Source organism: Bradyrhizobium sp. LHD-71 (assembly GCF_031157255.1).
Taxonomy (GTDB): Bacteria; Pseudomonadota; Alphaproteobacteria; order Rhizobiales; family Xanthobacteraceae; genus P52-10.
In genome coordinates this window covers 17,528-31,325 of sequence record NZ_JAVIFX010000031.1, presented here as the reverse complement: position 1 = coordinate 31,325, position 13,798 = coordinate 17,528, and the positions used below count along the sequence as shown (strand labels likewise).

15 protein-coding genes are annotated in these 13,798 nt (G+C 62.7%); 9 read left to right on the top strand and 6 right to left on the bottom strand.

Translation table 11 applies throughout. The features are described 5' to 3' along the window. Positions 1 to 33 precede the first annotated feature (33 nt). Complete coding sequence (locus RCO31_RS28095; protein WP_308971670.1) at positions 34 to 1,029, bottom strand: tripartite tricarboxylate transporter substrate binding protein; 996 nt, start codon at positions 1,027 to 1,029, stop codon at positions 34 to 36. Positions 1,030 to 1,235: 206 nt separating this feature from the next. On the opposite strand from RCO31_RS28095, the gene RCO31_RS28090 reads away from it, so the two are divergent. From RCO31_RS28090 to RCO31_RS28075, 4 genes are all read left to right on the top strand, one after another. Further along, positions 1,236 to 2,507: a hypothetical protein gene (locus RCO31_RS28090; protein WP_308971669.1), complete on the top strand. Its 1,272-nt coding sequence runs from the start codon at positions 1,236 to 1,238 to the stop codon at positions 2,505 to 2,507. A gap of 100 nt (positions 2,508 to 2,607) precedes the next feature. Further along, positions 2,608 to 3,126 (top strand): OB-fold domain-containing protein, encoded by a 519-nt coding sequence (locus RCO31_RS28085; protein WP_308971668.1) that lies wholly within the window; start codon positions 2,608 to 2,610, stop codon positions 3,124 to 3,126. Positions 3,127 to 3,203: 77 nt separating this feature from the next. Further along, entirely contained in the window at positions 3,204 to 3,425 is a 222-nt protein-coding gene (locus tag RCO31_RS28080) for a hypothetical protein (protein WP_308971667.1), read from the top strand. 221 nt (positions 3,426 to 3,646) lie between these two features. Continuing rightward, positions 3,647 to 3,874, top strand: coding sequence for a hypothetical protein (locus RCO31_RS28075; protein ID WP_308971666.1), 228 nt, complete (start codon positions 3,647 to 3,649; stop codon positions 3,872 to 3,874). 597 nt (positions 3,875 to 4,471) lie between these two features. On the opposite strand, the gene RCO31_RS28070 is transcribed toward RCO31_RS28075, so the two are convergent. Together RCO31_RS28070 and RCO31_RS28065 are read right to left on the bottom strand one after the other, a co-directional pair. Next, on the bottom strand, positions 4,472 to 4,636 hold the full coding sequence (locus RCO31_RS28070) for a hypothetical protein (protein ID WP_308971665.1): 165 nt from the start codon (positions 4,634 to 4,636) through the stop codon (positions 4,472 to 4,474). Positions 4,637 to 4,812: 176 nt separating this feature from the next. Next, positions 4,813 to 5,037, bottom strand: coding sequence for a hypothetical protein (locus tag RCO31_RS28065; RefSeq protein WP_308971664.1), 225 nt, complete (start codon positions 5,035 to 5,037; stop codon positions 4,813 to 4,815). Between the two features lie 278 nt (positions 5,038 to 5,315). On the opposite strand from RCO31_RS28065, the gene RCO31_RS28060 reads away from it, so the two are divergent. The 5 genes from RCO31_RS28060 (at position 5,316) to RCO31_RS28040 (ending at position 10,318) form a co-directional block, all read left to right on the top strand. Continuing rightward, entirely contained in the window at positions 5,316 to 6,626 is a 1,311-nt protein-coding gene (locus RCO31_RS28060) for an ABC transporter substrate-binding protein (protein ID WP_308971663.1), read from the top strand. A 156-nt stretch (positions 6,627 to 6,782) separates the two neighbouring features. Beyond that, positions 6,783 to 7,538, top strand: a complete 756-nt coding sequence (locus RCO31_RS28055; protein ID WP_308971662.1) for an ABC transporter ATP-binding protein — start codon at positions 6,783 to 6,785, stop codon at positions 7,536 to 7,538. 9 nt (positions 7,539 to 7,547) lie between these two features. Then, positions 7,548 to 8,252, top strand: coding sequence for an ABC transporter ATP-binding protein (locus RCO31_RS28050; protein WP_308971661.1), 705 nt, complete (start codon positions 7,548 to 7,550; stop codon positions 8,250 to 8,252). 165 nt (positions 8,253 to 8,417) lie between these two features. Beyond that, on the top strand, positions 8,418 to 9,290 hold the full coding sequence (locus RCO31_RS28045; RefSeq protein ID WP_308971660.1) for a branched-chain amino acid ABC transporter permease: 873 nt from the start codon (positions 8,418 to 8,420) through the stop codon (positions 9,288 to 9,290). Further along, positions 9,287 to 10,318, top strand: coding sequence for a branched-chain amino acid ABC transporter permease (locus RCO31_RS28040; protein WP_308971659.1), 1,032 nt, complete (start codon positions 9,287 to 9,289; stop codon positions 10,316 to 10,318). The genes RCO31_RS28045 and RCO31_RS28040 overlap by 4 nt, the downstream gene beginning before the upstream one ends. Here RCO31_RS28040 and RCO31_RS28035 read toward each other — a convergent pair. From RCO31_RS28035 to RCO31_RS28025, 3 genes are read right to left on the bottom strand one after another with little or no spacing between them, the layout of a single operon-like run. Then, a complete protein-coding gene (locus RCO31_RS28035; RefSeq protein ID WP_308971658.1) occupies positions 10,315 to 11,970 on the bottom strand; it encodes an ABC transporter ATP-binding protein in 1,656 nt (551 codons plus the stop codon). The two genes, RCO31_RS28040 and RCO31_RS28035, sit on opposite strands and share 4 nt — an antisense overlap. Next, entirely contained in the window at positions 11,967 to 12,809 is an 843-nt protein-coding gene (locus RCO31_RS28030) for an ABC transporter permease (RefSeq protein WP_308971657.1), read from the bottom strand. The genes RCO31_RS28035 and RCO31_RS28030 overlap by 4 nt, the downstream gene beginning before the upstream one ends. After that, positions 12,806 to 13,795: an ABC transporter permease gene (locus RCO31_RS28025; RefSeq protein ID WP_308971656.1), complete on the bottom strand. Its 990-nt coding sequence runs from the start codon at positions 13,793 to 13,795 to the stop codon at positions 12,806 to 12,808. The genes RCO31_RS28030 and RCO31_RS28025 overlap by 4 nt, the downstream gene beginning before the upstream one ends. Positions 13,796 to 13,798: the final 3 nt, after the last annotated feature.

The window sequence follows — 13,798 nt, the reverse complement described above, 5'->3', positions numbered from 1 at the left end:
TTTCGCTCATGCCAGCTACAGGCTCGCAAGCTCTCACCCCACCTTGCCGATCTTCTTGACCGCAGCGATCAGACGGGCGCTGTCCGCATCGACGAATGCAGAGAATTCCGGCGTGTCGAGGTAGGCGACGGGGCTACCCGCCGCTTCAAACGTTTTTACCACATCCGGGACCTTCACCGCTTCGCGCATCGCGGCGCGGAGCTTGGTCATGACCGGCTCGGGCGTCGCCCGCTGCGCGAAGAGGCCTGCCCAGATGTAGAACTCGACGTCCTTGTATCCGAGTTCCTTAAAGGTCGGCAGATCCGGAAACGAGGGAATGCGCTCGGCGCCCCAGTTGGCGAGTACGCGGATCTTTCCGTCGTCGACCTGCTGCTTCAGTACGCCGGGAGCTGACGCAAGCGCCTGAACCGTGCCGGAAAGCAGCCCGGTCAACGCCGGCGCGGCACCACGGTACGGCACGTGCTGCAATTTGATGCCTGCGCTTGCGGCGAACATCTCCATCGCGATGTGCAGCGTGCCGTACGGTCCCGATGATCCGTAAGGAATCTGCCCTGGGCGTTTCGTCGCGTCGTCGACCAGATCCTGCACGGTCCGCCACGGTGCGGCTGCCGGAACGGCAAGCAAGGTCGGATCGGCGAGGACGCGAGCCACCGGCGCAAAGTCGGAGACTTCATAAGCGACAGGCCGGCCGAAGAGCCGGTCGGACTCGGGAAGGACCGCCAGGGAGGATAACGTCATCAGAAGTGTATGGCCGTCGGCGTCTGCGCGTGCGGCCTGCGCGTTGCCGATCGACCCGCCGGCGCCGCCTGCACGATTGTCAACGAGCACCGGCTTTCCAAGCTGTCGTTCCAGCGCCAGCGCCACCGGCCGTGCGGCGAGATCGGCCTGGCCGCCCGCGGGAAACGGCACGATGATCGTGATGTTGCGGGTAGGCCATTCCGCCTGCGCACGCGCCGGTCGGGACGACCCGAGACCGAGTTGCCAGAGCGGCGCAGTCGCGATCGACGCGAGAATGGTGCGGCGGTCCATGGGCAGGCTCCGACAGCGTTTGACCGAGAGTTTGCAACGCTCCGGTAGAGCGGGCAAGGCTGCGTTTTCGCGCCGCCTGTTTCACTGCACTGCGTCATTGGCGCGTTGAGACAAGCAATCCAGAGCTGCGTGACGGAGACTTGCCGCGCGGATTGTTTCGCCGATACGCTGAATGGCAACGATGAAGAAAACGGGAGGGGCGCGTCATGCCGATGCCTGACAACGTCGACGCTACTACGCCGAAATTTCTGCGTGACAAATATGCCATCGTCGGCGTCGGCGAGACCGACTACACGCGCGGATCGACGCAGACCACGCGCGCCAAATCCACACGTGCTATGGCGACACATGCGGTGAAGGCGGCGATGGCCGACGCCGGGCTGAAGGCGTCCGACATCGACGGCATGCTGTCGTATCAGTCGAACGATTCCGTGTTCTCGCCCTTCGTTGCGGGAGATCTGGGCATCCGCCTCAACTTCTACATGGATGTGTTCGGCGGCGGATCGTCCACCGAGGCGCTGATCGGCATCGCTATCGGCGTGATCGAAGCCGGCATGTGCAAGACAGTCGTCATCTTCCGTTCGATGAACGGCTTCAGCCAGGTTCGCATCGGCGGCACCGGCGCGCGCGCGGCGGCGCCGGTCTCGGGCGACATGTTGCATTCGCGAAGCTATGGCTGGCAGAGTGCCGGGCAGATGTTCGCCCCATCGTTCATGCGGCACATGTACGACTATGGCACGACGGCAGAGCAGGTGGCCGCCGTCCGCGTCGCACACAGCCACCATGCATCCAACAATCCGAAGGCGCTCTATAAGAAGCGCGTGACGGTCGAGGACGTCGTCACCAGCCGCATGATTTGCAAGCCGCTGCATCTGCTCGACTGCTGCGTCGAGACCGACAATGCCAACGCCATCATCGTCACCAGCGCCGAGCGGGCGCGTGATCTGCAGCACCATCCGGTGCTGATCCGGGGCGTCGTCGGCCGCTGCTGCAAGCCGCGCGTGGACATGCATTATCAGACAGGGCCCATCTCGACCGTCGCCGGCCATTACGCCAAGGAGATTCTCTGGCCGAACGCGGGCGTCGGGCCGGAAGATGTCGACCTGACCGGGTCGTACGACGCGTTCACCTTCACGACCATGCTGCAGCTCGAGGATTACGGCTTCTGCAAGAAGGGGGAGGGCGGCGCTTACGTCAGTGACGGCACGATCAAGCTCGGCGGCAAGCGCCCGAACAACACCAGCGGCGGTCACCTGTGCGAAGGCTACACCCACGGCATCGCCATGGTGATCGAGAATGTCCGCCAGTTGCGCCATGATGCGGACGACTCGTGCCCGATCGGTCCGGACGGCAAGCGCCGGCACACCTACGACTATCGCGAAGGTGGTTGCCGCCAGGTCAAGGACGCCGAGGTGAGCGCGAACATGGGCTGGGCGATGCCTGGCACCGGCTCGGCGCTCGTGATGCGGCGGGGATGAACGCGTCAAGTGTCATCGCGAGCAAAGCACAAGGAGCCGTCCTTCACGTCTCCCCGCGAAAGAGCGGGGAAAGGTGAAGCAGACACGATAGGATGAGGATATGATCTCCGCCGAATACTTGGGAATGCCGCTCGAGATCAACGAGCTCGACAAGGAGAATCTCGACTATTTCGCCCACTGTGCGAAGCACGACTTCCACCTGCAGCGCTGCTGCGGCTGTCATCTGTTTCGCTATCCTCCGGCGACGGCCTGTCCATGGTGCACGGACGAAAGATCGGATTGGGTGCCGGTGGAAGGCAAAGGAACGGTGCACTCCTATACGGAGGTGCATCACGCCATCCAGCCGGCGTTCAAGCCGTACGTGCCTTATCTGATCCTGCTGGTCGAACTCGATACGCAGAGCGGCAAGCCGACGCCTGACGAAGGCTTGCGCGTGATCGGCAACCTTGCGACGGCGGACGGTGTGCTCGCGCCGCGCAAGGATGTCAGCCGTGTCGGCATTGGTACCCGTGTGCGCATGGTGTTTTCAGACGTTGCCCCCGGTCTTTCGCTGCCACAGTGGACGATTGACGAGGAAGCCACGCAGAAGGCCGACGCCTGGCGATATCGACCGGAATGAGGCATCTGGAGGAACAAAGTTTCCTCCAGCCAAGTTTAAGAGTCGTGATCCCGACTGCTCTCGCCGTGGAGGCACCCATGGCAGTCACCTTGCTTGGCGCGTTGTTGGTTCTGGGCGGTTTGGTGCTTCTGGCGACCCCGCCGATCTGGCGCGGACGGCTGAGTGATCTCAGACGCACCTCCGCTGCAGAACCCACTTTGGAGCCCTCGAGGCCCGGAGCCGGATTCAGTCTGAAGGAGAACTGGCCCGGCTTGGCCCTCGTCGTGCTGGGCGGCGCTCTTCTGCTTGTGGATTGGTGACGGCGAGCATCACGCCGTTGGCAACGCACCGCGCGCAATCGGTCTGCAAGGCTAAGCGCCTACATCAGCTTCGTGATTTCAGTTCATGTGAATGCAGTTGCGCCTCGTTCGAACGTGAGGTGTGACGCAACGTCCCGCGCGTCCAACCGAGCGACTGCGGACATCATCCGAATGGATGATGTCCCGGGAGGGGCGGCGACGGATGCTGGCTCGACGACGATATGCCGGTCATTTCCGGCAGTTTTTGTATCGGTATCGGGAAGCGAATGTGGGACGAAGGGGAAAGCCGCCAGATGCCTGAATGGCAGGCGGCAATCATTGCTCTATTGATGGCGGTCGCGGTTGCGGCGATCGCATGGGCACTCGTCGACCCGGACGGCTTGGCGGTCGCTGCCGACGCGTCGGTGCAGTATTTCATCAAGATCCGTGAGCTTCCGCACTCGCCGTAGCTTGTGAATTGCGGTGCCGGCCTTCGGCGACACTGTAACGTTTGCTGCCAAACGACTGTCATGAATAGTTGTTTTCTGCAGATAACGTTCGCCGGTTCCAGCGCGCGGTGTAACGAAGTGATGACATTTTCCGCAACGAAAATTGCAATGTGCACAGACGAATCAAACTTCCGCCAGCATGCGGGCGCTCAATTGTGATTCTTCTTGAACTTTGGGGGTTCAGAATGGGCGCGTCAGACTTGCCGCTTGATATCCAACAGCGGATCGAATCGAGATGGTCCGCACAGATGCGACGACTTCAGCAGGAACGGGATTGTGAGACCAAAGCCGTTCCGTCCGCCGACGGCGACAATCCGGATGGATTTGTCGACATTGCCAAATGGGGCAAGCCGCAGACGGACGATAGCTAAGACAGCGTAAGCTTCTTCGCTGGCATTTGGTTTTTCGGACATGGCGAAAGCTGACCGCGGAGCCCAACGGATCCGCGGTCGAGGCCGCTCGTTTGCGCTGTCCAGCAGTATAGCGTTCTTCTGTGCATCCTGCACAGGAGTTGGCATTCGCCGAGCTGCAGGGACAATGCGCGTTCGAGCGAAGAGCTCACGCTGCGTGAGTTCGTTCCTTCATCTGGATCTGACGAATTTCAAACCCCTTCGGCAGTCTTCCGTCGTCGATCAAGGAACTCTTGCGTGCGAGATGCCATGCTTCCTTTTCGGTTTGAAATGCACGGCTGATTTGTTTTCCGTCTGCAAACAGTGCCCACATAACTTCGCCCTCCAGTCCCGAACGAACGTCGGCGGCCCCGTGATGTTTCGGCGCTTCAAGCAGACGTGAGATCTGGCGATTCGACGAGATGTCGCGCGTGGCGGCGCTGTTGAATCTTCCGAGTGTTGCCGTGATGCAACGCTCCGGCGGCGCATAATTTGGAGCAAACGGGAAGCTCAGCTCACATCGGGCTTCGGTGCGGCAGGGATAGCCGCGCCTTTCAAATCAGGCGCAGCGATTGGCGGAACTTCGCCGTCAAGCCAGTCCTGCTCGTCGGCGAGGGCATTCCATGCCTCAGCCATCCGTTGATACCGCCGGCTCGAAGGCTCGCTCGCAGCCTTCTCGGAAAGCTCCAGGCAGTTCTCCGCGTTCTGACGCAGCATGTCAGATGGCTTGTCCATATGAATCATGTGGCGGGCGGCGAGCCGATGGCAAGAGGAGCTGTTTGGGAACAAATTCAAAGACTTCGCCTATAATGCGATGATTTTGATGGGTGGCGCGCCCAAGTTCGTTCGCGTTGCCGTTCGACGAATGGCCCGCTTCGTGTGCCCGTGGACGGCGTTCGACTTGCGCCCTTCGCAAATGTCGCGGCTTCCGTCCCTTGACATCGAACCGCGCTCCCCCTGTGATGTCACCAACAAAACCAAGAAACGCGATGCACAATAAAGGGGAGGGTTTCATGCTGAAGCGTAAGACTGCCCGACTGTTCGGTGCGTTCGTGGCCGCGGTTGCGGCGCTGGGGGCGGGGGCTTCGGCTGAGGCCCAGGAGAAAAAAATCAAGATTGGCGTGATCTATGACCTGACCGGCCCGCTCGCCGGCGGTGGTTCCGAACTGCAATATACCGGAGCCAAGATCATGCTCGACCAGTACGTCAAGACCGGGGTCGAGGGCTACAAGGTCGAGGCGGTCTATGCCGACGCTCAGAGCAAGCCGGACATCGCCATCAACGAGGCGGTGCGGCTGATCGAGCAGGAAAAAGTCGACGTCCTGCTGGGCTTCTTCTCCTCGGCGCAGTGCGTGCCGGTGGCCGGTCGCGTCGAGCAGCTGAAGAAATTCATGTGGATCACCACCTGCATTTCCTCGGCCGTGCTCGAGAACAAGAACTACAAATACGTCTTCCGTCCGCAGGCAAGCGGCGACCAGTTCGGGCTGATGACCACGGACTTTATCGCCCAGAATTCGAAGGCAAAGCTCGGCAAGGAGCCGAAAGACCTGCGGGTGGCCATCATCCACGAGGACGGCGCTTATGGTGTCGACGTGGCGAAAGGCAACGAGGCCGGCGCCAAGAAGGCCGGCTTCAACGTCGTGCTGAAAGAAGGTTATGCGGCGACTGCGCCCGATCTTTCCTCGCTGGTCACCAAGCTGAAGCGGGCGCGGGCGGACGTGATTTTCCACACCGGCTACAATCCGGACATCACGCTGCTGTTGCGCCAGGCGCGCGAGCAGGGATTGAAGTTTGCAGCGCTTGTCGGCCACGGTGCCGGCTACGGAGTGTACGAGAAGCTGAAGGAAGGTCTCGGCACCGACGTAAATTATATCTTCAACGCCGACCCGATCTCGATCTGGCTCGCCAACGAAAAGAGCCTGGATCCCAAGCTGCTGCCGGTGATCAAGACGGTGGGTGAGGAATTCGACAAGGTGAAGCCGGGCATGGCGATCCGTTCGGCCCATGTCGGCATGGCCGCCTCGAACACCTACGTACTGATGACGGAAGTGCTGCCGCGGGCCATCAAGAAGCACGGCGGCGTCGATCCGGAAGCCTTGCGCAAGGCCGCACTGGAAGTGGACCTGCCGGAAGGCGGGACCATGCTCGGCTTCGGCGTGAAATTCTATGGCGAGGGCCAGCAGATGGCCGGGCAGAACGAGCGATCGTTCCCGGTCGTCATCCAGTACATCGACGACAAGTCGTATGTGGTGTGGCCGAAGAGCCAGGCGCAACGCGAGGCCGTGCTGCCGCTGCCGGCGGGCACGACGTACAGCAACAAGTAATCCTCATTGCTGGCGCCTCGCCGTCATTGCGAGCAAAGCGAAGCAATCCAGTCTGAGTCTGCCGTATCAGCCGTGCCGGATTGCTTCGTCGCTTCGCTCCTCGCAATGACGGCGGTGCGCTCGCAATGACGAGCAAACCAAACAAAAGGAAGCCACGTGCTCGTTGTCGAAGGCCTGGTCAAGCGGTTTGGCGGGTTCAAGGCCGTCAACAATGTGTCGTTCAAGGTTGCGCGGGGCGAGATCCTCGGCCTGATCGGTCCGAACGGTTCGGGCAAGAGCACGATCTTCAATATGCTCTCCGGCACCTTCCCACCGACGGCGGGCTCGATCAAATTCGAAGGCGAGGAGATCGCAGGGCTGCCGCCGCATCGGATCATCAACCGCGGCATCGGTCGCACCTTCCAGATCCCGCGACCGTTTCACCGGCTGACCATTTTCGAGAACGTGGCGCTGGCGGGCTATTTCGGCCAGGGTCGGCTCAGCCGCGCCAATGCCGAAGAGGCCGCGGAGCGCGCGCTTGCCATGGTCGGCCTGCCAACCGATCGCAGGGCAAGCGTGGAAGGCTTGGGCGCGGCGGGGCTGAAGAAGCTGGAGCTTGCGAAAGCGCTGGCGACCGCGCCGAAGCTGCTTTTGGCCGATGAGAGTCTCGGCGGGCTCGACGACAACGAGATGGAGCAGGCGGCCGACATGCTGCGCCGGATCCGCGACGAGCTCGGCATCACCATCATCTGGGTCGAGCACATCATGGGCGTGCTGATGCGCGTGGTCGATCGCGTCATGGTGCTGGATCACGGCGAGAAGATCTCCGAAGGCCTGCCGGCGGAGGTGTCGAGCGATCCGAGGGTGATCGAGGTCTATCTCGGCACCGATGCCAACGCTGTGCAGGCCGCCGTCGCGCGCGCACGTGGTTAGGGAATGCGCATGCTCGAGCTGAAATCCGTCGATGCAGGATACGGAAGCTTCCAGGCGCTGTTCGGCGTCAGCCTTGAGGTCAATGCCGGTGAGGCTGTCGGCGTGATCGGCCCGAACGGCGCCGGCAAGACCACCTTGATGCGGGTGATCTCAGGCCTGATCCGTCCACGCGCCGGCTCGATCTCGTTCGAAGGTGCCGACATTCTGAAGACGCCTGCGCATCGAATCGTCAGCCTCGGCATCGCCCATGTTCCGGAGAACCGCCGGCTGTTTCCCCGCCTGACGGTGGAGGACAACCTGAAGATGGGCGCCTTCATGCCCGAAGCGCGGGCGCGCTTTGCCGAGCGGCTTGACTTCGTGTTCGACCTGTTTCCCCGCATGAAGGAGCGGCGCGATCAGGTCGCGGGAACCATGTCCGGCGGCGAGCAGCAGATGTGCGCGATCGGCCGCGCGCTGATGTCCGATCCGAAGCTGCTGCTGCTCGACGAGCCTTCGGCCGGCCTTGCGCCGGTGGTCGTGCAGCAGGTGTTCGAGCTGGTGAAGCGGATCCGGACGAGCGGTCTTACCGTGCTGATCGTCGAGCAGAACGTGCAGCAGGTGCTGCGCGTGGTCGACCGCGCGTACCTGCTCGAGGCCGGCAGCATTCGCGCTTCCGGGACGTCGCACGACATGCTGGCGAGCGACACGATCAAGCAGGCGTATCTGGGAGTGTAGGCATGGCGCAGGTGAGCATGACGGTGCCGTCATTGCGAGGCATAGCCGTTCGAAGAACGGCGTCGCTTCGCTCGCCTATGGCGACGAAGCAATCCAGTCGGAGATTGCCGCAGTTCTGCGCTGGACTGCTTCGCTTCGCTCGCAATGACGAAGGACAGGTCATCGATGCTTGAACATTTTGACATCTTCCTTCTCGAAGCCGTCATCAACGGCATCCTGCTCGGCGGTCTTCTGGCGCTGCTCGCGCTCGGGCTGAACCTGATCTTCGGCGTGATCGACGTGACGTGGATCTGTTACGCCGAGCTGGTGATGATCGGCATGTACGGCATGTACTTTCTCGTTCAGTATTATGGCCTGCCGTACTACGCGGCAGCTCCCCTCGCGATCCTGATCGTCGCAGTCCTCGGGGCGCTCCTGCACCTTCTGGTGATCGCGCCGCTATTGAATGCCGCGCCGATCAACCAACTGCTCGCCACCGGCGGCGTTCTGTTCGTGCTGCAGAGCTTTGCCACCGTCGCTTTCGGCATAGATTTCCGCAACCTGGGCATCCGCCTCCCGGTGCTGCAGTTCGCCGACATGCATCTCAGCTACTCGCGCCTTCTGGCCTTCGGCGTGGCGCTGATCGGCATGTTGCTCGTCTATCTCTTCATGACGCGGACCTTCCTCGGCACCGCCATCCGCGCCATCGCCCAGGATCGGCAGATCATGCCGCTGATGGGCGTCGATGCCGGCCGCATCTATCTCATCACCTCGGCGCTGGGCGGTGCGCTTGCAGGCCTCGCCGCCTGTCTTCTGGTGCTGCAGTACGACGTACACCCGTTCGTCGGCCTGTCGTTCGGACCGATCACGTTCATCATCTGCGTGCTGGGGGGACTGGGCAATTTCGTCGGCGGCTTTGTGGCGGCGTTCCTGTTTGCTCAGATCATCTCGCTTGGCGGCCTCTACTCAGACCTCGAATGGGGCTACGTGCTGGCGTTCGCGTTCTTCATCGTGATGATGTTCATCCGCCCGGCCGGGCTGCTGGCGAGGCGCTCATGACCGCGCGCCAGATAGCCCCCTGGATCGCCGGCGCTGCGCTGATCGCGGTGCCGTTCGTTCATCGCGACGCTTATCACCTGCACATCCTGATCCTCATCTTGATATGGGCATTCGCCTATACGTCCTGGTCGATGATGGGCCGCTTCGGCCTGGTGTCGCTGGGGCACGGTGGCTTCATGGGCGTCGGTGCTTATGTTACGGCGCTGCTCTGGAACCATCTCGGCGTCTCGCCCTGGCTCGGCATTCCGCTGGCGATGCTGGCTGCCGCCGTGCTGGCGGTGATCGTGGCCTATCCGTGCTTCCGCTTCCGCATCACCGGACACTATTTCGTGCTGGTCACACTGGCGCTATCCGGCATCGTGCTGCAGGTCATCACCGCGACGCGCAACTACACCGGTGGCTCGCTGGGCTACACGCCCGACCGCACGCGCGGCAGCCAGCTCTGGGCACTGCAGTTCGACGACAAGGCGGTCTGGTACCTGATCGCGCTTGGTATCTGGGCTGCGGGGCTTCTGGTCTGGCGCTGGGTCGATCGCAGCATGGATCGCTACGCCCTTGAAGCCATCTCCGAGGACGAAGACGCTGCCGCCGCGGCAGGCGTCAACGTCACCTGGGAAAAGCTCAAGATCACCGTGATCAGTGCGCTGATGACCGCGCTCGCCGGTGCGCTCTATTGCCAATACCAGATGTTCATCTCTCCCGACACGGTGAGCGGCATTGCCATCTCCTTGCAGATGGTGTTCGCGGTCATCGTTGGCGGCCTCTACGTCATGCTGGGACCGACCGTCGGCGCCATCATCACCATCATGCTCGCCGAAGTCCTGCGCATCGGCTTCGGCACAAAGGCGGTCGGCTGGGACAACCTGGTCTACGGTGTGCTGCTGGTCGTGTTCATCATCTTCCTGCCCAAGGGAATCCTCGGCAGCATCCTCGACCGACTGAAAACCCGCCGCGAAACACGTGCGCCAGCCATCCTCGCCGGCGAACCGAAGCAATCCACGGCGGTCCGAGCGGAGGTCGCCCGCTAATTGACCTTGGACGGTTGTCGTTCGGCGGTCGCGAGCTCCGAGCGATTCTGCTCCCACTGCAATCCCGGCACTGCATCGAGCAGAGCCTTGGTGTAGTCCGACGCCGGGGCGCGCAGCAGGCCGGCGGTGGATCCCTGCTCGACGATGCGGCCCTGACGCATCACCGCGATCCTGTCGGCAACCGTCGCCGCGACGCGCAGATCATGGGTGATGAAGAGGATCGAAAGCCCGAGCTCGCGCCGGATATCGGCCAATAGCTCCAGCACCTGCTGCTGCACCGACACGTCGAGCGCCGAGACCGGTTCGTCAGCGATCAGGAGATCGGGCTTGAGGATCAAGGCGCGCGCAAGCCCGATCCGCTGCCGCTGCCCGCCTGAGAAAGCGTGGGGGTAGCGTTTGGCCGCGTTCGTGTCGAGCCCGACGAGCTTGAGCAGACGCTGCATGTCGGACCTGGCTTTGGCCGCCGACACGCCATGGGCGATCGGTGCCTCGGTGATGATGCGTTCGATGTCGTGCCGCGGGTTGAGCGACGAGAAGGGGTCCTGGAAGACCATCTGGATGTGGGGCGCCAACCGGCGCCGCTGCCTGCGCGAAACCTGCGCGAGGTCCTGCCCGTGCAACCATACGCTGCCGTCGTCCGCCTTCAACAGGCCGCTGACGATCTGCGCCAGCGTCGACTTCCCGGAACCGGATTCTCCGACGACGGCGACCACTTCGCCGCGTGCGACGCTCAGTTCGACATCATCGACCGCCTTGACGTCTGCACGACGGGCGCCGAACAAGCTCGAGCGGCCCTTGTATGTTTTCGTCAGGCCCTTGATCTCAAGCACGGTGTCCGAATTGGACCGTACCGCTGCGATCGGCGGCGCCAGTCGGGGGACGGCATCGATCAGGCGCCGTGTATAGGGATCGCGCGGGCTGTGCAGGATCTTGCCGGCGTCCCCCTGTTCGACCACGTGCCCCTTGCTCATTACCACAACGCGGTCCGCAATCTCGGCGACGACGCCAAAGTCGTGGGTAATGAACAGGACGGCCAGGTTCAGTTCTTTGCGCAGCGTCGCGAGCAGCCGCAAGATCTCCTTCTGTGTCGTCACATCGAGCGCGGTTGTCGGCTCGTCCGCGATCAACAGTTTCGGATTGTTGGCGAGCGCCATGGCGATCATGACGCGCTGCCTTTGTCCGCCGGACAGCTCGTGGACATATCGGTCGCCGATCTGCGAGGGATTTGGCAGTCGCATCAGTTCCAGCAATTCCCGCCGCCGTGCGCCGCGTTCTGCCCGTGATCGTGAGCCGTGCGCGGTCAGCGCGCCATCGATCTGTGCGCCGATCGTCAGCACGGGATTGAGCGAGGTCATCGGCTCCTGAAAAATCATGCCGATCTGCGGGCCGCGGATTTGCCGATAGCGGCTTTCGGACAGCCCTGACAGGCGTTGTCCGTCGAACGTGATGGTGCCGCCCGTGATCGGCAGGGTCTCCGGCAGCAGTCCCATGGTGGCTTGCGCGAGAACGGATTTTCCGGAGCCCGACTCGCCGACGACGCAAACGGTCTCGCCCCGTGCGATCGTCAGGACGGCGTTCTCGACCGCGTAACGCCGGTCGGAGCCGCGCGGCAGCGCGACCGAAAGATCACGGATATCGAGCAGCGGTGTCATGGATGCCGACCCGTTTCAGTCTTGCGCGGATCGAGCCACGTGCTGAGCCCGTCGCCCACCAGGTTCAGCGACCAGACGGTGAGGAAGATCGCAAAGCCGGGCAGGGCGGAGAGCCACCAGTTGATGCGAACGGCCGTGCGGCCGGTGCCGATCAGGTAGCCCCACGAGACGGCGTTGCGGTCGCCGAGCCCGAGGAAGCTGATGCCGGATTCGATCAGGATCGCGGTTGCCATCACCACGGAAGCGCTGACCAGCAGCGGCGACATGGCGTTGGGAAGGATATGGGAGAACAGAATGCGCATGTCGGACAGCCCGCCGACGCGGGCAGCGCGGACGAAATCGCGCGTCCTGAGCGTCAGGACCTCGGCACGGACCAGCCGCGCCACCGAGGGCCAGCTGACAATGGCGATCGCCAGAACGATAGAGAGACGGGACGGCGACACCACGGCGACCAGAACGATCGCGAACAGGAAGCTCGGAATTGCCTGGAAGAACTCAGTGACCCGCATCGCGGTGTCATCGACGATCGCGCCATAGTAGCCCGAGATCGCGCCGATGATGGTGCCGATCGCAACCGTCAGCAGTGTCGCCAGGATGGCGATGCTCAACGTGACGCGCGAACCGTGGACCAGCGCGGCAGTCAGGTCGCGACCGAGCATGTCGGTGCCCATCAGATAGCCGGTCGATAGCGGCGGCAAATTCGGCCGCGCCACCATGCGGAATGGGCTGCCGGGATAGAGCCAGTCGGCAATCAGGGCGATCACAACGACTGACAGAAAGACGAGGAGGCCGATCAGCGTCGAGGGGCGGGATGCGAAGCTGCGCAGGAAACCGATCATGCGGATGCTCCAGCCTCGATGCGTGGATCGACCAGCACATAAAGGGCGTCGGCAAGGAAGTTGAACGCCATGACGACGACCGAGGAGACGAAGAACACCGAGAGCAGCAGGTTGTAATCGCGCTGCAGAAGCGCATCGAACGCCAGCCGGCCAATTCCCGGCCAAGCAAATACGGTCTCGATGACGATCGAGCCGCCGATCAGGTGACCGGCCTGCAGTGACGCGAAGGTGATTACCGGCAGCAGCGCATTGCGCAGGATATGCTCGCGCCATATGCGCGTGGGTGGCAGGCCGATGGCCCGCGCGGTGCGAACATAGTCGCTGCCCATGACGTCGAGCACCGCGGCGCGCGTGATCCGCAGATAGATCGAGATATAGAACAGGGCCAGCGTCGATGCGGGTAGGGCGAGGTGTTTCACCAGGTCCAGAAACGCCGCCAGTCCGCTCAACGGCGCGCCGACCGTCATCATGCCGTATGAAGGCAGCCAGTTCAGCCAGACGGAAAAGAAGATGATCGCCAGCAGGCCCGTCCAGAACAGCGGCATGGCGAAGAAGGCGGTCGAGACCGTCGTCAGCGCCACATCGACCATACCATGCGGTCGCCGTGCCGCGAGCGCTCCGAGCGGGATGCCGATCAGCAGCGAGAGGGCGAATGCTGTCAGGGTCAGAATGAGGGTCGCAGGCAGCCGCTCCCCGATGATGGTGGCGATCGGCCGCCGTTCCCGAAACGACAGTCCAAGATCGAATGTCGCCAGCGACTTGATGTAGACGGCGAGCTGTTCAGGGACCGACCGGTCGAGCCCGAAATCCTTCCTGATCTGATCGACAAACGCCGCATCGGCGGCGCCTTGCTCGCCCGCCAGTATCAATGCCGGATCGCCCGGCGCCAGCCGCAGGATCGTGAAATTCAGCACGACCACGGCCAGCAGCACCAGGATGCTTTTCAGCAACCGCCCGAGCAGAAATTGTATGCGCCCTGAACTCACGCT